The sequence below is a fragment of the Stenotrophomonas mexicanensis genome, assembly GCF_032911605.1.
GTDB lineage: Bacteria > Pseudomonadota > Gammaproteobacteria > Xanthomonadales > Xanthomonadaceae > Stenotrophomonas > Stenotrophomonas maltophilia_A.
Map to the genome: position 1 here is coordinate 1 of NZ_JAWJTG010000002.1, position 24,422 is coordinate 24,422.

Annotated in this window: 19 protein-coding genes and 1 pseudogene; 9 read left to right on the forward strand and 11 right to left on the reverse strand. The window is 65.2% G+C overall.

The features are described 5' to 3' along the window. Nucleotides 1-494: 494 nt before the first annotated feature. Together R1L06_RS01675 and R1L06_RS01680 are read right to left on the reverse strand one after the other, a co-directional pair. Nucleotides 495-2,600, reverse strand: coding sequence for a phosphoglycerol transferase I (locus tag R1L06_RS01675; protein WP_317216759.1), 2,106 nt, complete (start codon nucleotides 2,598-2,600; stop codon nucleotides 495-497). Nucleotides 2,601-2,844: 244 nt separating this feature from the next. Beyond that, nucleotides 2,845-4,491, reverse strand: a pseudogene (locus R1L06_RS01680) (ABC1 kinase family protein); the annotation flags it as partial. A gap of 208 nt (nucleotides 4,492-4,699) precedes the next feature. Here R1L06_RS01680 and R1L06_RS01685 point away from each other — a divergent pair. After that, the gene (locus tag R1L06_RS01685; RefSeq protein ID WP_317216760.1) at nucleotides 4,700-5,626 is read left to right on the forward strand and encodes a DUF808 domain-containing protein; all 927 of its coding nucleotides are present in this window, start codon (nucleotides 4,700-4,702) and stop codon (nucleotides 5,624-5,626) included. A gap of 272 nt (nucleotides 5,627-5,898) precedes the next feature. Here the strand turns inward: R1L06_RS01685 and R1L06_RS01690 are convergent, their stop codons facing one another. Further along, nucleotides 5,899-7,437: a diguanylate cyclase domain-containing protein gene (locus tag R1L06_RS01690; RefSeq protein WP_317216761.1), complete on the reverse strand. Its 1,539-nt coding sequence runs from the start codon at nucleotides 7,435-7,437 to the stop codon at nucleotides 5,899-5,901. A 105-nt stretch (nucleotides 7,438-7,542) separates the two neighbouring features. Between R1L06_RS01690 and R1L06_RS01695 the strand changes: the two genes are divergently transcribed. Together R1L06_RS01695 and R1L06_RS01700 are read left to right on the forward strand one after the other, a co-directional pair. Continuing rightward, nucleotides 7,543-8,178 carry a Rossmann-fold NAD(P)-binding domain-containing protein gene (locus tag R1L06_RS01695; protein ID WP_317216762.1) on the forward strand — a complete coding sequence of 212 codons (636 nt, stop codon included), beginning with the start codon at nucleotides 7,543-7,545 and terminating at the stop codon, nucleotides 8,176-8,178. After that, on the forward strand, nucleotides 8,178-8,885 hold the full coding sequence (locus tag R1L06_RS01700; protein ID WP_317216763.1) for a helix-turn-helix transcriptional regulator: 708 nt from the start codon (nucleotides 8,178-8,180) through the stop codon (nucleotides 8,883-8,885). The genes R1L06_RS01695 and R1L06_RS01700 overlap by 1 nt, the downstream gene beginning before the upstream one ends. 55 nt (nucleotides 8,886-8,940) lie before the next feature. Here the strand turns inward: R1L06_RS01700 and R1L06_RS01705 are convergent, their stop codons facing one another. Next, the gene (locus R1L06_RS01705) at nucleotides 8,941-10,413 is read right to left on the reverse strand and encodes a S1 family peptidase (RefSeq protein WP_317216764.1); all 1,473 of its coding nucleotides are present in this window, start codon (nucleotides 10,411-10,413) and stop codon (nucleotides 8,941-8,943) included. Nucleotides 10,414-10,766: 353 nt separating this feature from the next. On the opposite strand from R1L06_RS01705, the gene R1L06_RS01710 reads away from it, so the two are divergent. Then, the gene (locus R1L06_RS01710; protein WP_317216765.1) at nucleotides 10,767-11,153 is read left to right on the forward strand and encodes a VOC family protein; all 387 of its coding nucleotides are present in this window, start codon (nucleotides 10,767-10,769) and stop codon (nucleotides 11,151-11,153) included. Between the two features lie 36 nt (nucleotides 11,154-11,189). Here the strand turns inward: R1L06_RS01710 and R1L06_RS01715 are convergent, their stop codons facing one another. From R1L06_RS01715 to pdhA, 5 genes are all read right to left on the reverse strand, one after another. Next, complete coding sequence (locus R1L06_RS01715) at nucleotides 11,190-12,173, reverse strand: hypothetical protein (protein ID WP_317216766.1); 984 nt, start codon at nucleotides 12,171-12,173, stop codon at nucleotides 11,190-11,192. Between the two features lie 234 nt (nucleotides 12,174-12,407). Further along, nucleotides 12,408-13,796, reverse strand: a complete 1,389-nt coding sequence (locus tag R1L06_RS01720) for a dihydrolipoamide acetyltransferase family protein (RefSeq protein WP_317216767.1) — start codon at nucleotides 13,794-13,796, stop codon at nucleotides 12,408-12,410. After that, nucleotides 13,793-14,146, reverse strand: a complete 354-nt coding sequence (locus R1L06_RS01725) for an SH3 domain-containing protein (protein ID WP_005411349.1) — start codon at nucleotides 14,144-14,146, stop codon at nucleotides 13,793-13,795. Before R1L06_RS01725 ends, R1L06_RS01720 begins: the two co-directional genes overlap by 4 nt. Before the next feature lies 1 nt (nucleotide 14,147). Beyond that, nucleotides 14,148-15,215 (reverse strand): alpha-ketoacid dehydrogenase subunit beta, encoded by a 1,068-nt coding sequence (locus tag R1L06_RS01730; RefSeq protein ID WP_019338598.1) that lies wholly within the window; start codon nucleotides 15,213-15,215, stop codon nucleotides 14,148-14,150. Beyond that, nucleotides 15,208-16,290, reverse strand: a complete 1,083-nt coding sequence (pdhA, locus tag R1L06_RS01735) for a pyruvate dehydrogenase (acetyl-transferring) E1 component subunit alpha (protein ID WP_049461216.1) — start codon at nucleotides 16,288-16,290, stop codon at nucleotides 15,208-15,210. Before pdhA ends, R1L06_RS01730 begins: the two co-directional genes overlap by 8 nt. 335 nt (nucleotides 16,291-16,625) lie before the next feature. On the opposite strand from pdhA, the gene R1L06_RS01740 reads away from it, so the two are divergent. The 4 genes from R1L06_RS01740 (at nucleotide 16,626) to R1L06_RS01755 (ending at nucleotide 21,173) form a co-directional block, all read left to right on the forward strand. Next, on the forward strand, nucleotides 16,626-17,501 hold the full coding sequence (locus R1L06_RS01740; RefSeq protein ID WP_032127145.1) for a tryptophan 2,3-dioxygenase: 876 nt from the start codon (nucleotides 16,626-16,628) through the stop codon (nucleotides 17,499-17,501). Nucleotides 17,502-17,682: 181 nt separating this feature from the next. Next, a complete protein-coding gene (locus R1L06_RS01745; protein WP_032127146.1) occupies nucleotides 17,683-19,182 on the forward strand; it encodes a peptide MFS transporter in 1,500 nt (499 codons plus the stop codon). 19 nt (nucleotides 19,183-19,201) lie between these two features. Further along, a complete protein-coding gene (locus R1L06_RS01750; RefSeq protein WP_125894233.1) occupies nucleotides 19,202-19,807 on the forward strand; it encodes a thioredoxin family protein in 606 nt (201 codons plus the stop codon). 226 nt (nucleotides 19,808-20,033) lie between these two features. Next, a complete protein-coding gene (locus R1L06_RS01755) occupies nucleotides 20,034-21,173 on the forward strand; it encodes a hypothetical protein (RefSeq protein ID WP_317216768.1) in 1,140 nt (379 codons plus the stop codon). Between the two features lie 31 nt (nucleotides 21,174-21,204). Here R1L06_RS01755 and R1L06_RS01760 read toward each other — a convergent pair whose 3' ends face one another. Both R1L06_RS01760 and R1L06_RS01765 read right to left on the reverse strand, forming a co-directional pair. Beyond that, complete coding sequence (locus tag R1L06_RS01760; RefSeq protein WP_317216769.1) at nucleotides 21,205-22,260, reverse strand: PDDEXK nuclease domain-containing protein; 1,056 nt, start codon at nucleotides 22,258-22,260, stop codon at nucleotides 21,205-21,207. A gap of 381 nt (nucleotides 22,261-22,641) precedes the next feature. Beyond that, entirely contained in the window at nucleotides 22,642-23,199 is a 558-nt protein-coding gene (locus R1L06_RS01765; protein ID WP_088027642.1) for a MarR family winged helix-turn-helix transcriptional regulator, read from the reverse strand. A gap of 66 nt (nucleotides 23,200-23,265) precedes the next feature. On the opposite strand from R1L06_RS01765, the gene hppD reads away from it, so the two are divergent. Beyond that, on the forward strand, nucleotides 23,266-24,378 hold the full coding sequence (gene hppD / locus R1L06_RS01770) for a 4-hydroxyphenylpyruvate dioxygenase (RefSeq protein ID WP_176433087.1): 1,113 nt from the start codon (nucleotides 23,266-23,268) through the stop codon (nucleotides 24,376-24,378). Nucleotides 24,379-24,422: the final 44 nt, after the last annotated feature.

Below are 24,422 nucleotides of genomic sequence, written 5' to 3' on the forward strand. Positions count from 1 at the left end.
GCTCGATGGCGCCATCCATGGCGCCAACGGTCCTGCAGCCCCACACCGCCCCACCTCCGACAGATTCCCGCTGCTGTGGGTAGGTGTCGACCTTGGTCGACACGGTAGATCCACGCCATGCGTGGATGCTCTTCTTTCAATCTTCGAAATATTCGACTTCGATTGAGATCCATCCACGCATGGCGTGGATCTACGACAGATCGAAGGAAACTGTCGAAGGTGGGGCGGTGTCGGAGTGCGGGGGTGTCAGCCGCATGGGCCCGAGGCATGCCTCGGGCGGGTTGGGGAGGACGCCCAACCCCGGTCTTGCCATGTGCGCAGGACTGCGCACACGAGCAAGCGGCTGCCAAGCCTACAGGGACGTACTTGCGGCGTCCCCGCACTCCGGCACCGCCCCGCCAAACCACGGAATGCACGCTGTTGCTGTTGCTTCTGAGGTTGCCGGCCAGCGGCCGGCACTACCACGGGTGCAGGGCGCAGCCCTGCAAAGAACCCTATCCTCGTGGTCGGCTGCGCGAGGGCACCAGTGCGAACGTATCCACCGCCAGCTTCTCGGCATGGTTCAACCACGCGCGGATCTCCAGATCATCCACTTCGTGGTCCAGCCCGAACGACACGTTGATCTTGCCGTTGGCATCGGGCTGCACCCACTGTTGCGCCAGCACCACCTTGCGCTGCGAGGACACCGCCTCGATCCAGAAGCCGCGATCCGGGCGCGTGCTTGCCACCAGCTGCAGCATGTACTGGCCGGCACGGGTACGGCGACCCTTCTGCGTGATCATGTGCGCCTGGCGCACGCTCGGGCGCGGGCCCTGGAACGCATCCAGCGGTGCATCCACGGTGATGCCGCCACGCAGGTCGTTGTCGCGGTACAGCTTGATGCCGTTGTCGCGGTTGACCAGCAGGGCGCACCAGTCACCGTCGGCCGAGCCGTCCTCGAACGCGGTGCAGCGGTCGACGTAGGCCAGGGTGTTGTCCGGGTTGGCATCGTCGAACTGGCGTGAGGTGTTTTCCAGGTACACGGACTTCAGACTCCAGTCCTTGTCGTACTCCAGCAGCACCGGCGGCTGCACGTGCTGCAGGCCGACCACCACCTGGTCATCGCCGTCGATCTTCAGCTCGCGGGTCGGTTCGCCCAGCCACAGTGAACGCGCGAAGGCCAGGTACTGCGGGTAATCGCGGCCGCCATCGCGCCGGGTGGCCACGCTGGCGCTGGGCGCGCGCTGGCTGTCGATCAGCGAACGGCCGAAGCCCATCGTCTTCAGGTTCGGGTCCAGCAGGCTGAGCAGGGTCGCACCGGAATCCAGCGTGGTGCCGGCGTCGGCGCTGAGCTGCTGCGGGGCAATGCCATCCCCCAGGAACAGCAGCAGGTTCTCGCGCTTCTGCCGGGTCAGGATATGGGTCAGATCGTTGGGCATCGCCAGGTGGTCGGAAGCGATGACGATCAGCGTGTCCTTGCCGTACGGGCTGGCCTGGATGCGTTCGACGAGCTGCGAGATCAGGCGGTCGCTGCACTTGAGCGCGTTGAGCATGTTGATGTTGCCGTACTGGCTCTGGTAGCGCTCGCCCTTGCACGACACCGGCAGATGACCGGCCGGGTGGTGGGTGTCCATGGTCAGCGTGGTCAGCATGAACGGCGAACCGGCGCGCGAGAGCTGCTCGAAGCGCTGGTAGGCGGTATCCAGCAGCACGTCATCGTGCACGCCCCACGCCGAGTAGTGGATGCGGCCGATCTTCTTCTGCTGCTTGAACCATGCCAGATCATGGACTTCATCAAAGCCGTGGCTGGCGAGGAACTGGCCCTTGCCGGCGAACTGGCCGTTTGCACCGCCCAGGTAATGATTGGTGTAGCCCTGCTGCTTCAGGTAGTCGCCCAGGCACACCGCCTTGGGCAGGAAGCTGCCCATGCGGTCCATGCTGTTCTCATCGCCCTGCGAAGTGGTCAGCGGCACGCCGCACATCGACGAGACCAGGCCGGCGATGGTCCAGCCGCTGCCCTCGGCCGAGGCCAGGTTGCGCACGTCCAGCGACTCGGACGCCAGGCGGTTGAGGTTGGGCATCAGACCGGGAAACACGGCCTCGTCCAGGTAGGTACGTTCCAGGCTTTCGCCGTAGATCCAGACGATGTTGCGCGGGCGCTGCAGCGGCTGCGTCGGCACCTGGTACTCGGGGGCGATGCGGGCGAAGTCGACCGGGCGCAGCTGCTGGTACAGGCGCTGGCCGTCGCGGGCCAGCGGACTGATCATGATCGTGGTCACCCATACGGCCGCGAAACCGGCGAACAATGCGCCACCATGGCCGGGCCGGCGCCAGCGCTTCACCCGTGTGGCGAACAGCGGTAGCAGCGAGACCAGCGCCAGCACGATGAAACCGGCGATATAGCCCTTGAAGTCGGAGACACCGGCGCCTTCCATGTCGGCGCCCAGGTGGTACAGGGTGGCGGCATTGAGCCCATCACCGGACAGCTTGTCGATCAGCCACCACGCGCTGAGCATGAGCAGCAGCAGCGAGAATGCACCAGCCTTCCACCACACCCACTTGTCGGACGCGAGGAACAACCAGCACAGCAGCAACAACGACAGCAGCAGTATCCAGAGCATAGGCAGCTTCGGCAGTGACGGGGTGGTGGTGATGGACGTCGTACCGACGCGTGTCCATCCGACCGACGCTGCCACAAGCACATGCACATGACAGGCCGATGACCCGATAGTGCATGCACGAACCTGACTGAAATGTTTGTTGAAATAACACGCGCGCAATCTCGCTCAGAAGGTAAAACGAGCGTGAAGGGCTTCGTTGGATTACATTAAAAACCGCATGAATACGGCGGTTTTCGCTGATGCGCTAGCGATGCCCGCGTTCTTCGCGTGCCCGCGCACGACGGTCGAACAGCAATGCACTGGTCACGATGCCAAGGCCGAGCACCACGCCGATGAACAGCAGAATCAGCGCAATGAGCGGGTAGCCGAACAGGTGCCAGCCGGTGTCGATCTTCATCATCATCGCCGCAGCCATGATCAATGCGGCACTGATGATGCCGGCAGCCACGCGGTTGGCGATCTTCTGCAGGTTCTCCATCAACCGCGATTCTTCCAGGCCGGTTACCTTCATCTGCAGGCGGTTTTCGGCCAACAGCGCCATGATGTCCGACAGCTTGCGCGGCCCATCGCGCAGCAGCTGCTGCAGCTCCATCGCCTCGCTGGCGAGGTTGGCGGCAGACAGCGATTTCTTCAGGCGCGCACGCATCACGTGCTGCAGCTGGCGCTCAACGATGCGGCGGGTTTCCAGCTCGGGTGCCAGCAGCCGGCACACGGTTTCCAGATTGAGCAGCGCCTTGCCCAGCAGGCTCAGTTCCGGCGGCGTGCGCAGGCCGCAGGCGGTGGCGATGCGCACCATGTCCAGCACCACGCGGCCTTCGGAGAAGCTGCCGCTGGCGGCGTAGCGCGCGATCAGCTGGCCGGTCTCGCGCAGGTAACGCTCTTCGTCGAAGGCCTCCAGCCGCGTGCTGATGCTGATCAGATCGTCGGCTACTTCCTCGCCACGGCCATCGACCGCGGCGAACAGGATCTTCAGCAGCCGCTCGCGCAGGCGCGGCGGCATGTGCGCGACCATGCCCAGGTCGAAGATCGCCAGACGTCCATCGGGCATCACCCGCAGGTTGCCGGGATGAGGGTCGGCGTGGATCTCGCCATGCACGAAGATCTGGTCCAGGTAGCCGCGGATCAGCGCCGCCGCAAGCGGGTCCATCGACTGCTCGGTGCGGCGCACATCGGGAATCGCATCCACGCGCACGCCGGTGGCCAGTTCCATGGTCAGTACGCGCTGGCTGCTGTAGTCCCACAGCGGCTGCGGAATCCACAGGCGGCGGAACGGCTTCAGGTGCCGGCCGAAACGGGCCAGGTTCTCGGCCTCGGCGTGGTAGTCCAGCTCCTGCATCAGTGTCTTGGCGAACTCGTTGAGCCAGTCGCGCAGGCGCACCCGACGGCCGACCTGGGTCAGGTGGTCGGCCGCCAGCGCGAAGCTGCGCAGTGCCTCCAGGTCCGAGCGCAGCTGCGCGGCCACCTCGGGCTTCTGCACCTTCACCGCCACCTGGCGCCCATCGTGCAGCACCGCGCGATGCACCTGCGCGATCGACGCGCATCCCAGTGGCTCGGGATCGAACGCGGCAAACAGCTTGTTCACCGGCGCGCCCAGCTCCTGCTCGACGATGGCATGGATGCGCTCGACCGGGATCTCGGCCACCTTTTCCTGCATGCGCTCCAGCGCCGTGGCGAACTCCACCGGCACCATGTCCGGGCGGGTGGACAGCATCTGGCCCAGCTTGACGAAGGTCGGCCCCAAGGCCTCCAGGTCGCTGACGAACTGTTCCGGGTTGCCATCGGCGGGGACGTCGGCCTGGTTGCTGGCGGCATCCAGGTTCATGCCCGAGAACACGCCCGAATGGCGGTAGCGCATCAGCAGGCGCAGGATCTGGCTGCGCCGGTTCATGCCTTTGACCAGCGGGGGATTGCCATTGGCGGTGGGCGGATTGCTCAAGCGGAACTCCCATGCGACGAATACAGGTAGTGCCGGCCGCTGGCCGGCAATGTCCGGATTCCGCAGTGTCGCCGGGGGGCGGTAGGCATGCGGTGAACCCGATCTCTTCCGCAGTCCACGCCGGATCGGTCAGAATCCGCTCATTCCCTCACTTGGACGCCCCATGGCCGGTGCCAGCCTGTTCGCCCTGCTCGACGATATCGCCTCCCTGCTGGACGACGTCTCGGTCCTGACCAAGGTTGCGGCGAAGAAGACCGCCGGTGTGCTCGGCGACGACCTGGCGCTGAACGCGCAGCAGGTCACCGGGGTCAACGCCAACCGCGAACTGCCGGTGGTGTGGGCGGTGGCCAAGGGCTCGCTGGTCAACAAGGTGATCCTGGTACCGGCGGCGCTGGCGATCAGTGCACTGGAGGCGTGGCTGCACAGCCGTGGCTGGAACGTGCCGCTGATCGTGCCATTGATGATGATCGGCGGTGCCTTCCTCTGCTTCGAGGGCGTGGAGAAGCTGGCGCATCGCTTCCTGCATTCGGCTGACGACGATGCCGAGCATCAGGCCGAGCGGCGCAAGGCGCTGGCCGATACCCAGGTGGACATGGTGGCGTGGGAGAAGGACAAGGTAAAAGGCGCGATCCGCACCGACTTCATCCTCTCGGCCGAGATCATCGTGCTGACCCTGGGCGTGGTCGCCACCGCACCGTTCACCAAGCAGGTGGTCACCCTGGCCGTGGTTGCACTGGCGATGACGGTCTTCGTCTATGGGCTGGTCGCGGGCATCGTGAAGCTTGATGACGTCGGCCTGTACCTGTCGCGCAAGGGCGGTGCCATTGCTGCCTTCGGTCGTGGCCTGGTGGCCTCGGCGCCGTGGCTGATGAAGTTCCTGTCGGTGGCCGGCACCATCGCCATGTTCCTGGTGGGTGGCGGCATCCTGGTGCACAACGTGCCGGCACTGCACCACGCGGTGCAGGCACTGGGTGGCGAAGGGCAGTGGGGCTGGCTGATCAGCGCTGCGGCCAATATGGTGGTGGGCATCATCGCCGGCGCCATCGTGCTGGCGGCGGTGACCGGCTTCCAGAAGCTGCGCGGTAAGTAAGCGGCGGCCCATTGCCCGGTGGAGGCCGACCTTGGTCGGCGCATTGTTTCCGCGTGTGCCAACCAAGGTTGGCACCTACCGAAGCGCTGTCCTTTGCGTTGGTAGAGGCCGACCTTGGTCGGCGCTTTGCCCCGGCGTGTGTTAACCAAGGTTGGCACCTACCGAAGCGATGTCCTTGGCGTTGGTAGAGGCCGATCTTGGTCGGCGCTTTGTTCCGGCGCGTGCCAACCAAGGTTGGCACCTACCGAAGCGGTTCGCGGTGGGCCGGGCGATCAACCCGCCTGCACCCGGTTCTTGCCCTGCCGCTTGGCCGCATACAGCGCGTCATCCGCGCGCCGCAGCAGGGTCTCGGTATCGTCGCCGGGCTGCCATTGCGCCAGCCCGGCACTGAAATGCACCGGCACGCGCTGGTCCTGCACGGCCAGCACGCGGTGTGCCAGTGAACGCTGCAGGCGCTGCACGGTGGCCATGCTGTCGGCGCCCTGGGTCTCCGGCAGCACCAGCACGAACTCGTCGCCACCCAGCCGCGCGATGCCATCGGTGGCGCGCAGCAACAGCTTGCAGACGGCCACCAGGTGCTGCAGCAGTGCATCGCCACCGGCATGGCCATGTGCATCGTTGGTCTGGTGGAAATCATCCAGGTCGATCACCGCCACGCCCAGCGGCGAGTTGTTGCGCGCGGCGCGGGCCAGTTCACGCTGCAGCAGTTCGTCCAGGCCGCGGCGGTTCAGCGCCTGGGTCAGTGGATCGATGCGCGCCAGGTCACCGGCGGCGCGCAGTTCCTGCTCCAGCTCGGCGATGCGCTGCTCTGCACGTTCCACTTCCTGCCGCGCGTTGGCCAGGTGATCGCGCGCCTGCGCGGCCTGCTGCTGCACCTTGCCGGTGTCGCGCATCACGTCCTGCAGCAGCTGGTTGAGGTCGGCGATGCTGCGTGCCTCGCGCAACTGCAGCGCGTAGCTGCCGATGCGGTCGTGGTATTCGCCGGTGCTGGTGGCCATGCCATCCATGCGCTCGATGAACTCGCCCATCAAGCCGCGCATCGCCGCCTTCGAATCGTCGATGCCCTGGCGCAGCAGGCCCTGCTTGTAGATCACTTCGCGCAGTTCGGCGCGGGTGCGCTCGACCGCCTCAGCTTCCAACGGCCCGTCCAGCAGCTGGCGTACTGCGGCGATCTGGCCCTGCAGCCAGCTGCGGTCATCCAGCAGCTCGCTCACGTTCTCCAGCAGCAGCGCGAACAGCTCAAGCAGCAGCGCCTGCTGCTCCTGCCAGCTCTCGGCACGCACGCCGACCTGGTGGCCGAGCTCGCGCACGCCCTGTTCGATCGGTTCCAGCGCCGTGCCCGGTTGCCACTGGCGCAGCTGCATGGCCAGCGTCTGCGCCTGCTCGCGCAGGTCCGGATCGTGCTGCAGCAGGGCCACCACCGCGCCGCCCAGCAGCAGGCGCAGCTGCTCGGACAGGCGCAGGCTTTCCGGCTGCCCATCCGGCGAATGCTGTTCGATGGTGCGGATGTACTTGTCGATCAGCTGCCGCATCGCGCGCCCATAGCGCGGCCAATCGGCGCTGGCCTGCGCCGACTGCAGGCGGTCGCCCATGTCGCCCAGTTCGCCGGGCAGGGTGGCCATGCCATTGGCGAACGCGGCCAGCAGCGGCTCCGGTGCGTCGGCCCCGGCGAACAGCTGCTGCAGGGCCACGCCACCGCCACCCTGCAGCACCACGCGATCGCCCAGCCCATCGTCCACCACCGCGCGCACGCGTGCCGGCGGCCCAAGGGCGGTACCGGGGGCAGGGCGGTGGTCGGGCTGGTCCGTCATGGAGCGAATCCTGGGGCTGGCAGGGACTGGTTCCAGCATATCGGCGCGGCCGCCGACGGCTTGAACGGCTAGGATGGGCGACAGGATGCCGCAGTGGAGGTGGTGATGCGCGTGATGTTGCTGGGGGCGACCGGCCTGGTCGGCGGGCTGGCCCTGCCCCGGCTGCTGGACGACCCGCGCTGCAGTGGCGTGGTGGCGCCCACCCGCCACCCTTTGGGCATGACCCACGGGAAGCTGGAGAACCCGGTACTGGCCTTCGACGCGTTGCCCACTTCGCCAGCATGGGCGCGCGTGGACGCGGTCATCTGCGCGCTCGGCAGCACCATTGCCCAGGCCGGCAGCCGCGAGGCTTTCCACCGCATCGATCATGACTACCCGCTGGCGTTCGCGCGGCTCGCACAGGCACAGGGTGCGCAGACTTATGTGCTGAATTCCGCGGCCGGTGCCAACCCGCAGTCGTCGATCTTCTACAGCCGGGTGAAGGGTGAATTGGAACGTGACCTTCGTGCGCTGGGCTTCCATTCGTTGACCCTGGTCCGCCCAGGGCTGATCGGGGGCGAGCGCAACGAGGTGCGTCGTGGCGAGCGCCTGGCGTTGATGGTGCTGGGTGCTTTGGGGTCGATGTTGCCACGGGCGTGGCGGATCAACCCGGCCAGCGAGATCGCCAAGGCACTGGTCGAGGCCGCGCTGGCCCCGCGGCCGGGTGAGCACGTGGTTGCATCGAGCGAACTGGTCGGCTGATGTCACGTGCGCTGCGCCTGACCCAGTTGCTGCAGCTGCTGCGCCGCCATCGGCGGCCGGTGGCCGGGCAGACGCTGGCCGAAGCGCTGGGCATCAGCCTGCGCACGCTGTACCGCGATATCGAGACCCTGCGTGAGCAGGGCGCTGACCTGCGTGGCGAGGCCGGCGTTGGCTACCAGCTGGCGCCGAGCGACACCCTGCCACCGATGACCCTGCCACCTGCGGAGATCGATGCATTGGTGCTGGGCCTGCGCTGGGTCGCGGCACGCACAGAGCCTGCGTTGGCCGAGGCCGCGCGTGATGCCCTGGCCCGCATCGCGCATGTGTTGCCTGCCGCGCGGCGCGAAGCGCTGCGTGATTGCGGCCTGCGCGTGGGTCCCTCGCGTGCGGCAGCCAAGGTACCCGCTGCGCGCCTGCAGGCTGTGCGCGAAGCGGTGAGCGCGCAACAACGACTGCAGTTCGGCTACCAGGATGCGCAGGGCCAACGTACCGAGCGCATCGTCTGGCCGTTCGCACTGGGCTACTTCGATGAAGTGCCGATGCTGGCGGCGTGGTGTGAGAGTCGCGAGGACTTCCGTCATTTCCGCTTGGACCGCATCCGCCAGGTGCGCGTGCTGGAGGATCGCTACCTCGTGCCACGCGCCACCCTGCTGCGGCGCTGGCAGAAGGCGCAGGGCATCGCACCGGATTGGTTGGACCGCTCGTAACCCCAACGAGGAATGGCGCTGTGCATCAACGCGGTGGGCTTACACAGCTGGTGGGCTATGTGCCGGGGGAGGCCGGGGTGGTACAGGTAATCGTCGACTCTATGGCCTGGGTTACGAGGCCCGACGCATCTTCCAAGAATGTCCTGACTCTCGAAACTTGAGGTTCACCAGGTTTACTGGGTGTACAACCCCAAGTGAAGGTGATGGGGGATGGGATGTTCTTATCGACTTTAGCGCGGCCCCCGTAGCAGATCCATCCGGCGGGACACGTCACGATCTCGAGGTTGATATATACCGGAAACCTCGGATACCCACTGAAGTTCATCGTGGCAGTAACACTGGCGCCTGTTCCAGACACGTTCGGAACGCTGTCCAGCTGAAATGGCTTCGTCAGGGTAGCGACGCCCAGGGTGGACATTCTCTCTATGGGCATGAAGAAAAGGTCATTCTCCCAAGGAGAGCCATCGTTTCCCCTGCCATGAACAAGGCCGTAGGCGGAGTTGCCGGCATAGACGGGACCACCACTATCGCCGCCTTTGTTCATCACGGTTCCATCAAGGCTGACGACTTGGACGTAGGTGCCGGCTTCCCCCTTCCAGTTGGCTGCGAACTCTGCGTCTTTGATGGATCCGCATGTGCGACCGGTCGTTACGCCGAACTTGCAGACCGTTGTGCCTGGTGTCATGTCGGCAAGTGATGCCTCATCGGTTATCGCCAGCTTTTCCCCATCGACAATGATTTCGTTCGACTGGGAGAAGATGACGCCGCCACGCTGCTGTGCACCCCACTGAACGTCGTAAGATCCTTTGTTGCGTTCACTCTTGAACAGAATGCGAGCGGTTGGGTTGCGTTGATAATTGTCGTTGTCACAGTGACCGGCAGTGGCCAAGCCTAGTTCGCGAGTTGCAGTTTCGACCACGTTGAAGCCTGCTGTGCAGAGTTGCTGCTGGTAGCCCTCCAGTCGCCGCCCGCCCGCCACACTGTTTGTTGGCTCTATGAAACCTGTGGTCTCTTTTACGCGGATGAAGTCGACGACGGAGAGAAGATTGGAAAGTCTGGCGCGTACGGCATCGGGATCGCGTACATATACCTCGACGATGGAATTCTTTATGTCTACCGTGGCCGCAAATTCGATGCCCGCCTTGACGAGCTGCTCGGACACTTCCGCCTGGGTGGCGCGGAGAAGCTCGAGAGAGCGTGGCGAATTTTCCGCGACGTAGAGGCGATCTTTGGTATAGGCAGATAGTTGGCCCGAGGCATCGCCAGTGAACTTCACGACGATCCTGAATTCAGGGGAGTGTTCGATGTAAAGGCCGGCGAACGTCTCAGGCTTCTCCCTCTGAAGCCGTGCGCTGAGTTTACCGGCGGCGCGTTCCGCATCCATTCGTTGCGCGGCTTCGAACGTGCCTATGTGCATGGTTTCCGCGTAGTGCTGTATTGCCACATCCTTGGGGGCGTCGTCCGCAAAGGCGGGAGAAGCGGTGATGATGGCTGCCAATAACGGGAGATATCTGCGTATTGTGATCATGAACTTTCCTTTTCATGTGTATTATGTGAAGTTGCGTTCCGTCTGCATTTGACTCTAAATCACTTCTGTCTGTTGCAACTGGTAACTGCGTCTCCCTTTGATTGGTCCGGGGGGCTCCAAAAGAGCGAAGGTCCATCGCCGACGACAGCTCCCATCATGACTTGGCTTTGCGATATGTCGCGAGATCACAGTGGGTCGCCTGTTTTTCCATCCGATGGCGGAAGTGCCCGCAATACGCGAGATGTTCGAACGACGATCGACTCTACCCGGTCGACTTCATCTGCTTGATCTACTGACAGAATCTGTCAGCAGACGTGTTCCACCATGATCGCTCCCAACAACGGAGCTTCCCCATGTTCACGCCCAGCACCCTGCTGCAGTACGTGCGCGACGTCGCCACCAGCGCCACCTTCTACAGCGGCATCCTCGGCAAACCGCCGGTCGAGCAGTCGTCCGGCTTCGCCCTGTTCCTGCTCGGCGATGGCGCCGCACTGGGCCTGTGGCAGCGTGACGGCGTGCAGCCGCCGGTGTCCGCGCAGGCCGGCGCCGCCGAACTGGCAATGGTGGTGGCCAACCCCGACGCCGTGCATCAGATGCACGATGCGTGGCGCGCACTCGGCGTGCAGATCCTGCAGGCGCCGTTGACGCTGGAGTTCGGCCATACCTTTGTCGGGGCAGATCCTGATGGCCACCGCCTGCGTGTGTACAGCCGCGCCGAGGGGTTGGTGGCGCGGAGTTGATTCAGGGAGGGAGCCGGTACGTGCCGGCTCCTGGAACTACCCTTGCTTCTGCGCTGCTTCGATGACGATTGAAAATGTCTCGTCGTCTTCCGAATTCCATGCAATGGCCAGCTGGGCCAGCTCTCCGACCACATCGCGGCCGGGATTGCACCGCCGGAGTTCCTTGATGAACTGCCGTATCCTACGGGGTGTCAGTTCACAACCTGGATAATCAAACAGATTGAGCGCGGCATCTGAAGAACGGTCCAGCAGTTCAGGTGCGAGGATGGAGTAGGCTTTGATGTAGCGGGAGAACGGAATGTCCGACAGGAAGTTGTCCGTTGCTGTCATGATCGACGCATCATGTGGTGGGTCGCGAAGAAACTCCCTCATGACTGCCAGGACGACCTCTACCGACGGTGGTTTCGTCAGAGGCCGGTAGAAGTGGTCGGCGTATGCACAGCAGCCTTCGTGGGTGACCGCAGCATCCGATAGCGTTGCCAGCGTTGAGATCCAGACGTCAGCGTCCAGCGGCGTAGCCGGTTCGGCGTCCCCTTGTTGATCGGTTCTGGCGATGAGCGCCCGGACGATGGGCTCGCCATTGCGCCATGACTGCAGACGAGAATCGATAATCGCGTAAACCTGCTCCTGCTTGTCCCACATGGCGTCCGGTGAAGGCATTTCGCTTTGCGGAAAAAGGGAGAAGAAATCCGAGGAATAGGGTGCGCGTTTGCAGAAGTAGCGAACGGTAAACTCCAGCAGTTCCGGGTCGAACGCCGCGCCGGGGATTTCGTCTTGGAAAGCAGCTTCGATGCATGCCAAGGCATCTTCCGGCGATAGAGCGGCCGCCACCGCAGATCCGATCGATGCGTCAAGGAACGCGCTATTTCGGGAGAGCCAACGCAGGAAGATGATGTCCAGAACCCAACTCGTGCTCGATGGATCCTCATCCCTCGGCAGCAGTGTGCTGAACGGGGAGGCGCGGAAAAGATCATCAACCTTGTTCCGGATTTCTTCGAGTGTGGGCGGTGTCTCGAACATGGGAATTCGACGTCTGCAGAGAGCCTCAATGCTATCGAGCCACTCTTGGGAATCCATGCAACTATTCTCAAAATGCTCCCTTGCGCTCTCGCCCGACCGTCGGAGAGCCCAGTAAATCCACGCCATGCGTAGATGGGGCGCGACGGAGCGGGCACAAAAAAACGCCGGGCAGTGCCCGGCGTTTCTCCACTTCATGTGCCAACCAAGGTTGGCACCCACCGATCAGGTGGCCGATCAGCTGGCCAGGGCCAGATCGTCCATCATCGCGCGCAGGAAGCGGGCCGCTTCACCACCGGTGGCCGCGCGGTGGTCGAAGGTGACCGACAGCGGGATCACCTTGTGCGCTTCCACGCCGCCCATCACCGGGGTCATCTGGTGGCGGGCACGGCCGGCACCGACGATGGCCACGCATGGCGGCACCACGACCGGGGTCGCGTAGCGGCCGGCGAACATGCCGAAGTTGGACAGCGAGATGGTGTAGCCGCTCAGTTCCGAGGCGGCGATCGAACGCGATTCCACCTGCTCGCGCAGGCGGTTGACGCCTTCGCGGATGCCGCGTGCATCGAGCATGTCGGCGTTGCGCAGGGCCGGCACGAACAGGCCGTCGTCGGTGTCCACGGCAATGCCGATGTCCACCTGCGCGTGCAGGGTGCGGGTCAGCGCTTCGCCATCGAACCAGGCGTTCATCGCCGGCACCTTCTGTGCGGCGACCACGATCGAACGCACCAGGCGCGCGGTGACGTCGTTGCCCGGCAGCCAGGCGTGGATGTCGGCATCGTCGTTCAGCGTGGTCGGCACGACCTTGCTGTGCGCATCGGCCATCACGCGCGCCATGTTGCGGCGCACGCCCTTCAGCGGTTCCGGCTGGCCCTTGGCGACCACGCCCGGCGGCTGGGTGCGCATCGGCTTGCCGGCAGCAGACAGCGGGGTGCGCGCTTCGCTCTGCACCGGGGCAGACACCTGCGCCGGGGCCGGCGCGGCATACGCAGCCGCGGCAACCGGCGCCGGAGCAGCGCCGAGCTTGGCGGTGCCGTTGGCGGCGGCCTGCTTGACGTCGGCCATGGTCACCGCGCCATCGGTGCCGGTAGCGGCCACGCGGCTCAGGTCCACGCCCAGCTTGCGCGCCATCGCACGCACGGCCGGTACGGCCTTGACGCCACCGACGGCCAGCGCCTGTTCGGCGTGCACGGCGTTGGAGCTCTGCATCGCACCGACCACGGTACCGGCGTCATCACGCTCGGCGGCGGCGGGCTTGGCGGCTTCGGCGGCCACCGGTGCGGCAGCGGCCGGCAGCGGCGGCGGGGTCGGTGCCGCGGCCGGTGCAGCGTGGCCGTGGCTGTGGCCGGTGTCCTGGCCATCGGCGCGCTGCGGCAGGTTGGGGTCCAGTTCGAAGCTGGCCAGCACCGAACCGGTCGGGATGATGTCGCCGGCCACGCCGGACAGCTTCAGTACCGTGCCGGAGAACGGCGACGGCACTTCGACGACGGCCTTGGCGGTCTCCATCGAGACCAGTGGCTCGTCCAGCTTGATCACATCGCCTTCCTTGACGAACCACTCGACGATGGTCGCGTCCGGCAGGCCTTCGCCCAGGTCGGGCAGGTTGAAGTTCTTGGTCTGGCTCATTTGCAGTTCTCTTCCAGCAGTTCCAGTTCGCGGGCCGGCAGCCAACCCGTCGCGCCATTGGCGCGCTCGGACCACCACCACCCGCCGTGTTCGTGATGAAGCTTCACCATCTCGCCGCTTTCCACATCCAGCTCGCGGGCGTCGTAGTCGCACAGCGCTTCGGCGCGACCCTCGTCCAGCAGCTGCAACCAGGCGATGGGCGCCCATCCAGCGCGCCCATCGTTGGTGCGTACCCAGGCAAACGCCGGCCATTCCTCGTCACGGACACCTACTTCGACGATCTGGCCGGTGTGGAACCGGAGCGGGTTGGGATACTGGCTGCGGTAAGCCCCCAAAAGGCGGGCCCGCATGTCAGCCGGCCGCCACCGCGCGCTTGGCCGCAGCCACGATCCGCTCAACGCTCGGCAGGTACTTCATTTCCAGGCGGAACAGCGGAATGTGGGTGTCGTAGCCAGTGACGCGCTCGACCGGGGCCAGCAGGTCGTAGATCGATTCCTCGGCCAGGCGCGCGGCGATCTCGGCGCCGAAGCCCGCGGTCTTCGGGGCCTCCTGCACGATCACGCAGCGGCCGGTCTTGGCCACCGATTCGGCGATGGTGGCGAAGTCCAGCGGACGCAGCGTGGCCACGTCGATGACTTCGGCACTGATGCCTTCACCGGCCAGCTTGTCGGCCGCTTCCAGCGCTTCCTTCACCTGCGCGCCCCAGGTCACCAGGGTCACGTCGGTGCCGTCGCGCAGCACGAAGCAGACGTCCAGCGGCAAGGCCTCGCCGTCGTTGACGACCACTTCCTTGTACTGGCGGTAGATGCGCTTGGGCTCCATGTAGATCACCGGATCCGGCTCGCGGATCGCGGCCAGCAGCAGGCCGTAGGCGCGCTGCGGCGACGACGGCAGCACCACGCGCAGGCCCGGCACGTTGGTGAAGATCGCCTCGTTGGCTTCGCTGTGATGTTCCGGCGCGCGGATGCCACCGCCCCACGGCACGCGCAGCACCATCGGGCAGTGCAGGCGGCCACGCGTGCGGTAACGCAGGCGTGCGGCGTGGCAGACGATATGGTCGACCATCGGGTACATGAAGCCATCGAACTGGGCCTCGGCCACCGGCTTCATGCCCTGCGCCGCCAGACCGATGGTCAGGCCGGCGATGGTGGTTTCATCCAGCGGGGTGTCGAGGATGCGTTCGGAGCCGAAGCGCTGCTGCAGGCCGGCGGTGGCGCGGAACACGCCGCCGTTGACGCCCACGTCCTCGCCCAGCACCAGCACCGACGGGTCGTGCTCCAGCTCCCAGGCCAGTGCCTGGGTGATGGCTTCGATCAGGGTGATGGGGGTGGTGGTCATGCTCTCTTCTCCGCGCGCGACGGCGGCGCTGTCGGCGGCGTTGGTGTGCGCGCCGGGCGCGCCGTTCTTGATCTCATCCATGGCGCTTCTCCAGGGCGATCGCCTGGGCACGCTGAGCCAGCAGGTCCGGCGGCGGATCGGCATACAGGAAGTCGAACATCGCCTCGACCGGCTGCACCGGCGTGTTGAGGTACAGGTTCACTTCCTCGTCCACGCGCGTGCCGCATTCGGCGACCCAAGCAGTTTCCTCTTCTTCGCTCCACACACCGGCGTTGATCAGGTACTTGCGCAGGCGCAGCATCGGCTCGCGCTGCCAGGCATCCTTCACTTCGGCGTCGTCGCGGTAGCGGCGCGCGTCATCGGCGGTGGTGTGGTCGGACAGGCGGTAGGTCATCAGTTCCAGCACGGTGCCACCGTTGCCGGCCAGCGCACGTTCGCGCGCCTGCTCCATCGCCGCCAGCACTGCGATCAGGTCGTTGCCGTCCACCTGCAGGCAGTGCAGGCCGCCGGCAAGGCCCTTCTGCGCCAGCGTTTCGGCACCGGTCTGGGCCGAACGCGGAACCGAGATGGCCCAGCCGTTGTTGACGATGCACAGGATCAGCGGCAGCTTGTAGGCGCCTGCCGAATTCAAGGCCGCATAGAAGTCGGTCTTGGAGCTGCCACCGTCGCCACACACCGCCACGGCGATCTGCGGTTCCTTGTTGAGCTTGAACTTCAGCGCGGCGCCTGCGGCGTGCAGGCACTGGGTGGAGATCGGCACGCAGAACGGGAAGTCCTTGGCCGCGTTGCCGCCGTAATCGTTGCCGCGTTCGTCGCCGCCCCAGTACATCAGCACGTCGTGCGGGCGCACGCCACGCATGAACATCGCGCCATACTCACGGTACGAAGGTGCGAACACGTCGTCCTTCTGCATCGCAGCGCCGATACCCACGTGCGCGGCTTCGTGGCCCAGGCAGGCGGCATAGGTGCCGAGCTTGCCGGTGCGCTGCAGCGCGATGGATTTGCTGTCGAACGTACGTACGAACAGCATCTGCTTGAACAGCGGCACCAGGACCTTGGGGTCGCGCAGCGACGCGGGCAGGTCATCGCGGACGAGCTTGCCGTCCGTATCCAGGTACTGCAGGTATTCGATCTTGAATTCAGCGGCAACCGTCATTGCGTACTGCACCTTCGACAGAGAAGTTACAAATGATATGAATCGCCATGTTAAGGAACGCGTACGGAATAGCCTTCCTGCGCCGCAACACGGCGATTCCCCGTTTTACCCCTGCCGGCGGGTGGGGGGCCAATAACAACAACGTATTCAGTCGTTGCTGCAAAGCATCAGAATACGCCTCTGGCTGACCGCCAGTACAACGGCCTGGGCGGTTCCACGCGCAGGCCTGGTATCGGCCGATGCTCCACGGCCAACCGCACGCCCGAGTATGGACCCGGCGGCTGCCAGCGCGGCGGCAACGCGCTACCCTTGCCGCCCCCGATCTGGTCCCGCCCATGTCCGTCGACAACAACCAACGCGATCTCGAAGCCGGCATCCACACCGACCTGCAGGGACGCCTGACCTATGGCGGCTACCTGCGGCTGGACCAGCTGCTCAGCGCGCAGCAGCCGCTGTCCAACCCGCCGCACCACGACGAGATGCTCTTCATCATCCAGCACCAGACTTCGGAGCTGTGGCTGAAGCTGCTTGGCCACGAACTGCGTGCCGCAATCGGCTTCCTGCAGCGTGATGAAGTCTGGCAGTGCCGCAAGGTGCTGGCGCGCAGCAAGCAGGTGCTGCGCCAGCTGACCGAGCAGTGGTCGGTACTGGAAACGCTGACCCCGTCCGAGTACATGGGCTTCCGCGACGTGCTGGGCCCGTCCTCCGGCTTCCAGTCGCTGCAGTACCGCTACATCGAGTTCCTGCTGGGCAACAAGAACGCGCAGATGCTGCAGGTGTTCGAGCACGACCCGGCCGGCCAGGCGCAGCTGCGCACCGCACTGGAAGCGCCCAGCCTGTACGAGGAGTTCCTGAAGTACCTGACCCGTTTCGGCCACGCCGTCCCGGCGGTGTACGAGGCCCACGACTGGACCCAGCCGCATGTGGCCGATGACGCACTGCAGCCGGTCTTCGAACGCATCTACCAGGACACCGACCGCTACTGGCGCGAGTACTCGCTGTGCGAGGACCTGGTGGACCTGGAGACCGCCTTCCAGCTGTGGCGATTCCGACACATGCGCACCGTAATGCGGGTGATCGGCTTCAAGCGCGGTACGGGCGGCTCGTCCGGCGTGGGCTTCCTGGCCAAGGCGCTGGAACTGACCTTCTTCCCCGAACTGTTCCAGGTGCGGACCAGCCTGCAGGCCGGGCCCCCGGCAGAACAGGGCTGATCCGTATTCAGCTTGGATCCCGGCCGGCGGCTGGATCGTTTCAGATGCAAGTTCAGGGAGCAGGCTGGCACCTGCCTCAAACGGCGTGTATTTGACGTGAACGCCAGAAGTCGGTGATCCTCGCGCGTTGCTCCAACTGCACAGCGGACGTGCTCGTCATCCACCGAACCAGGAAATCCGCATGAGCGTAAACGCCACTGCGAACACCCCAGAGCCGGCGCTGCCGGACTTCAAGACCACGCTGGGCCACCCGCGCCCGTTGTGGATGCTGTTCATGACCGAGTTCTGGGAGCGCTTTGCGTTCTACGGCATCCGCTGGGCCTTGGTGCTGTACATCGTCGCCCAGTTCTACAACGGCAGCGCTGCCGGTGAAGGCGACGCCAGCCGCATCTACGGCGCCTACCTGGCCCTGGTGTATGCCGCAGCGATCTTCGGTGGCTACGTGGCCGACCGGGTACTGGGTTACCAGCGATCGATCCTGACCGGCGCGATCATCATGGCCGCCGGCCTGTTCATGATCTCGCTGCCGCAGGAGCACATCTTCAAGCTCGGCCTGGCCACGATCATCGTCGGCAACGGCCTGTTCAAGCCCAACATCTCGACCATGGTCGGCAAGCTGTACGGCCTGAAGGACGAGCGCCGCGATTCGGGCTTCACCATCTTCTACATGGGTATCAACATCGGCGCGATGATCGCCCCGGTGCTGACCGAGTACCTGGCCCGCAAGGTCTTCGGTACCGACGCGATGCCGTCCTACAAGGTCGTGTTCATCGCCTCGGGCGTGGGCATGCTGATCTCGCTGGTGTGGTTCTACATCGGTCGCGCCGGCCTGAAGGGCATCGGTGCACCGCCGGCCGGCGCTGAAGGCTTCGGCCGCATCATCATGGTGCTGGCCGGTGCCGTGGTCGCCATCCCGGTCGCCTACTTCCTGCTGGCCACCGGCGCCACCGCACTGGCCTGGATCCTGGGCGCGATGTTCACCGCGCTGGCCATCCTGCTGCTGGTCGAGGGCATCCGCGAGGGCAAGGTGCAGCGCGACCGCGTGATCGCCATGCTGATCATCTTCGCCTTCAACGTGATGTTCTGGATGTTCTTCGAGCAGGCCGGCAGCTCGTTCACCTTCCTGGCCGAGAACATCGTCAACCGCCAGATGGGTGACTGGACCTTCCCGACCGCGTGGTTCCAGTCGGTCAACTCGGTGGCCATCATCACCCTGGCGCCGATCATCGCCTGGATCTGGGTGGCCCTGGGCCGCGCCAACCCGTCCATTCCGCGCAAGTTCGGCCTGGGCCTGCTGTTCAACGGCGCCGCCTTCGCCCTGCTGATGTACGCGCTGTCGCAGATGGTCGTGGACGGCAAGATCCCGTTCTGGACCCTGTTCATGGTCTACGTCATCCAGTCGGTGGGTGAGCTGTGCCTGTCGCCGATCGGCCTGTCGATGGTGACCAAGCTGGCCCCGGTGCGCCTGGTCGGCTTCGGCATGGGTGGCTGGTTCCTGTCCACCGGCATCGGCAACAACCTGTCGGGCATCTTCGCTGGCGTGGTCAGTGGTGAAGGCGGCATGACGGTCGAGTCGGCCCTGAAGGGGTATACCTTCGGGTTCTGGGCCCTGATCGGCTCCGGCGTGGTGCTGTTCCTGGTCGCCCCGCTGATCAACAAGCTGATGCACGGCGTCAAATGATGATGAGAGGGTAGTAGGCATGCGTAGCAAGCTCGGTGGTGCAGTGGTGGTGGTCTGTGTGGCGCTGATCGGCGCCTGTTCCCAACCGCAACCGCCTGCAGCCGCCGAGCCTACGCAGCCTCTGGATACCCGACCCACCGAGCCACCGGTCGCTGACCCCAGCGAACCGGTGGCCTCGGGCAACACCCCGGTGGCGGCGGACATCGCCGCCATCGCAGGGCTCGGCGCGCAGTTCGACCCGGCCCGCAACCCCGCCGACGATCTGGCCACCGCCAAGGTGGAAGCCCAGCGCGGCAAGAAGCGGATCCTGCTCGAGGTCGGCAACGCCGCCTGTGAGCGCTGCCGGGCGCTGGACGAGGTGGTGGAAGGCAACGGCGACCTGCGCCGCTTCCGCGATGCCCACTACGTGTGGGTGAAGGTCAACGCCAGCGACGAACAGCCCAACACCGCTTTCTTCGCCCAGTTCCCGATGATGGAACGCGACTACCCGTACCTGCTGGTACTCGATGCCGATGGCGGACTGCTGGTGTCGCAGGCGACCGGCGAGCTGCGCAAGGGCGAAGCCTTCCAGCCCGCGCGCGTGACCGCGTTCCTCAAGCAGTGGGCACCTGACAAACCGGAATAGGGTAGTGCCGGCCGCTGGCCGGCCGCTTCGGTGGATGCCGACCGCTGACCGCCACCCCCGGTGGGTGCCGACCGTTGGTCGGCACTGAGGCACATCCACGCGTGACGTGGGTCGATTGCGCGCGCCGTCACACTCTCTGAAACGGCGTCTCAACTTCACCGCACGTACGCCGTTACCGGCAAGGACCTCAGTCGACATCCCGTCGATGCAACCTTCCGGAACGCCCATGCACAGCGACCACGCCGAACGACTGCCCGAACCTGCCAGCGACCTGGCCGAGGCTGGGGCAGGCGAGGGCGTGACCCTGCCGCCGCAGGAGGCGTTGCTGGATGACGCCGGTACCGGCGAGGACACCGTTGAACTGGCACCGCCGCGTCACCGCCTGCCGCAGATCGCGCTGCCCGACAACGTGGTGCTGAAGGGCGCGGTGCAGAAGCTGGTCGAGCAGAAATCACGGCTCGATGCATTGGCCGCCGACGGCCAGCTGGCCGGGCTGCTGCCGCCGGAATGGCAGGGCCATGGCGTGCGGGCCATCGAACTGTCCACGTTCATCCAGGGCGTACTGCCATTCCTGCAGCCGGGCGAACGCGGCGAAACCGCGTCGGCGCGCCTGCCGGTGCGCCACGTGCTGGGTGACGACAGCCGCTGGGGCCTGGAGGACGTCTCTGAACCAAAGTCGTTGGCCTGGTACCTGGCCAGCGACGAGCGCGCCACCGCCGGCAGCAAGGACGTGGCGGAGGCCTATCTGGTGGGTGCAATGGGGCTGGCGTGGATGCAGGAAGGGCGCAGCCGCCCCGGCTTCCTGCGCGCGATGGGCCAGGACAGCCTGGCGGCGCGGGTGACCGTGCTCGGCTACCCGCCGGCCAACGAACTGGCGCTGTACAGCGTCACCGCGCACGGCCAGCCGCAGATCTGGTGCGTGCATGGCCGCCGCCGCATGCGCCCGCTGGTGGCGCCGTGGCTGAGCGTGCCGCTGCTGACCGCCTACGGCGTGCCGGCACCGGTCGCGTGGCCGTCCAGTTTCCCGCCGGTGGAGGCGGTGGCCGAACTGCTGGCGACCGCACGGCAGGGGCGCGCGCTGCCGGAAGTGGACCTGGGCAAGGTCGTGGCGAAGATCGCTGAAGATGCCGCATCCGACGCCTGGCAGCCGGTCAGCCTGCTGCAGCTCAACACCTGGTCACCGCGTTGGCACTTCTTCCTGGGCACCTTCGTTGGCCTGCCGTCGCTGCTGCTGGTGGCTGCTGCGCTGGCGCTGCCGGGCGCGGTCGAAGCGGCCACGGTTGCCGCCTCGCTCGGCTTCGCCGGGGGGGCCATCGCTGCGCTGGCGGTGCCGTGGATCCATGCGCGGCGCAAGCATCTGAGCTGAAGCATGAGCGCCATCCACGCGTGGCGTGGATCTACAGGGGGCCGGGTGCCGCAGTCTGCAGCTGTTGCCGGGCTCGCTCCATGGCGGTCTGCAGTCTTTGCTTGAGGACCTCACGAGAGGGCAGCGTGGTCAGGTATTCCGCAACATGGATGCCTGAGCGATCCAGCTCCAGCAATTCGATCTGACCCGCCTTCTTCCCCGTGCAGAGGATGATGCCCAACGGCGCCTGCTCGCCGTCCTCACGTTCGTAGCGGTCCAGCCAGCGCAGGTAGAGTTCCATCTGCCCTTTATAGGCGGGCTTGAACTCGCCGATCTTCAGCTCGATAGCGATCAGCCTGCGCAGACGCCGGTTGTAGAACAGCAGGTCCAGGTGGAAGTCGTCGCCGTCGATCTGGATGCGCTTCTGGCGGGCGACGAAACTGAAGCCCGTGCCAAGTTCGAGCAGGAAGCCCTGCATCTCGCGAAGGATCGCGCTTTCAAGGTCCTGCTCGTCCCAGCTGTCCTTCAGACCAAGAAAATCCAGGACGTAGGGATCACGCAGTACCAGCCCTGGAGACAGCTGCTGGTTGCCACGCAGTGCCGCCAACTCATCGGCGATGGTCTGCTCGGGTTGACTGGAAAGCGCCGTGCGCTCGTACAACATCGAATCGATGCGCTGGCGCAGCATGCGCACACTCCAGCCCTCGGTGGCGGCCATCTGCGCATAGAAGTCACGCTTGAGCGGATCCGCCAGGGGGATCAGTGCGATGAAGTGGGTCCAGCTCAATTGTCGTATCAGCGATACGACAATCTGCTCGTCCGCAAATGCGGTGGAGAACTGCACCATCCGGCGCAGGCTCTTTTCACCGAAGGAGGTACCGAATTCGGTCGTCAGCGCCTTGGCTATCCGGGTGAAGACAAGCTCTCCGTAGCGGGCCCGTCGGCCCCTCAACTGATCAGCGTGGATGCGCCGCCCGATCCGCCAGTACAACAGCGTGAGCTCGCTGTTGATGGTTCTGTGCATCCTGTTGCGCGCCGCGCAGATCAGCTCTCTGAGATCGGCCAGCAATTCCTGGCCATGCGGCAGCGTTGAATGCGAGTCATCCATGAGGGGGCCCGTCCGATGTGGATCCATGGCCGGGCTGATACCCGTTGAACGTTTACCGTCAGGCCGCACACGTGAGCAGTCCAATAGGAGAATTCACTGGATCAGCCCGTTTCGATACACCAGCCTGGCGGAAACGGGCCGTATCGGGCCAATGCGGAAATGTCGCCGGGCGAGGGCGACACTTCAGGACGGGATCTGCGGGGGGGTAATGCGTCCGATGGCATCGTTTGCGGTCGGTCCGCAGTCCGCCAAAGAGCGGGTCCCGTCAGATCAAAGGGGGCGGACGACAATCGCCCTGCCACTGTTCCGCTGCCGGTCGGGGTCGGAACCCGCGATCTGGGGGGACAAAACGACTTAATCCCCTCCGTCCCCTTTTTTCTTTCAGACCCCTTCGCCCATCCGCTCCAGGCCTTCGCCGGCCAGGCGCAGGATCAGCTTTTCCAGCACCTGCTCTTCCTCGTCGCTCAGCACCGACATCAGCTTGCGGGTGATCTCGATCACCATCGGCGCGATGGTCTCGTAGACCTCGAAGCCGGCCGCCGACAGCGCCAGCACCGAGCGGCGGCGGTCGTCGCCGTGGGTCTCGCGCTTGATGAAGCCGCGCTCCAGCAGGCGGGCCACGGCACGGCTGACCGCCACCTTGTCCATCGCCGTGCGGTCGGAGACCTCGCTGGCCGAGGAGCCCGGGTACAGCGCCAGGATGGTGATCACCCGCCACTCGGGAATCGCCAGACCGTAACGATCGCCGTATAGCTTGGCGATGTTGCCGCTGACCCGGTTGGACAGCACGCTCAGCCGGTACGGCAGGAACTGTTCCAGGTCGAGCAGGACGTGCGAGGAACGCAGGCGGGTCGAAACGGGATCGGCGGGGCTCATGTTGCGGTGCACCTTGCTGGTGGTTTCAAGTGTAACTATAAGGGGTAGGTCCAGACCCTGCATTCTCGCCGGGTCCCTACCTGCCCGCACCTGGTTTGTACCGATGCGGTACCGATTCGGAGCCACGCCATGAATACCGCAGTCCCGACCGCCTCGCACCCCAACCCCGGCATGCAGGTCACCACCTTCGAGAACCCGATGGGCATCGACGGCTTCGAGTTCGTCGAATTCGCCGCCCCGGCCGGCCGTGGCCAGGAGCTGCACGAGTACTTCCGGAAGATGGGCTTCAGCGCGGTGCTCAAGCACAAGCAGCGTCCGATTACCGTCTATCGCCAGGGCGACGTCAACTTCCTGGTCAATGAAGACCCGGATTCGTTCGCCTCGGACTTCGCCGAAAAGCACGGCCCGTGCGCCTGCGGCTTCGCCATCCGCTTCAAGAAGCCGGGCCAGGAGGTCTACCAGACCGCGCTGGGCAACGGCGCCGAAGCCATCGCCTTCAAGCCGGACAGCAAGGCGGTCAGCGCGCCGGTCATCAAGGGCATCGGCGACTGCATGCTGTACTTGGTCGACCGCTACGGCAGCGCTGGAAGCATCTTCGACGGCGACTACGAGCCGATCGCCGGTGCCGACCTGCACCCGGTGGGCTTCGGCCTGACCTTCATCGACCACCTGACCCACAACCTGTACTTCGGCAACATGCAGCAGTGGTCGGACTACTACGAACGCCTGTTCAACTTCCGCGAGATCCGATACTTCGACATCAAGGGCCTGAAGACCGGCCTGGTGTCCAAGGCGATGACCGCGCCGGACGGCATCGTGCGCATCCCGCTGAACGAATCGTCCGACCCGAAGAGCCAGATCAACGAGTACCTGGACGCGTACAAGGGCGAGGGCATCCAGCACATCGCCTGCTTCACCGAGAACATCTACGAGACCGTCGAAGCGATGCGCGCGCAGGGCGTGGATTTCCTCGACACGCCGGAGACCTACTTCGACGTGATCGACCAGCGCGTGCCGAACCACGGTGAAGACGTGGCGCGCCTGGCCAAGAACAAGATCCTGATCGATGCCGATCCGGAAACCCACCAGCGCAAGCTGCTGCAGATCTTCACCCAGAACTGCATCGGCCCGATCTTCTTCGAGATCATCCAGCGCAAGGGCAACGAAGGCTTCGGCGAAGGCAACTTCACCGCGCTGTTCGAGAGCATCGAGCGCGACCAGATCCGCCGCGGCGTACTGTAACGTTCAACGGTAGCGCCGGGTCATGCCCGGCGCCTGCTCATCTG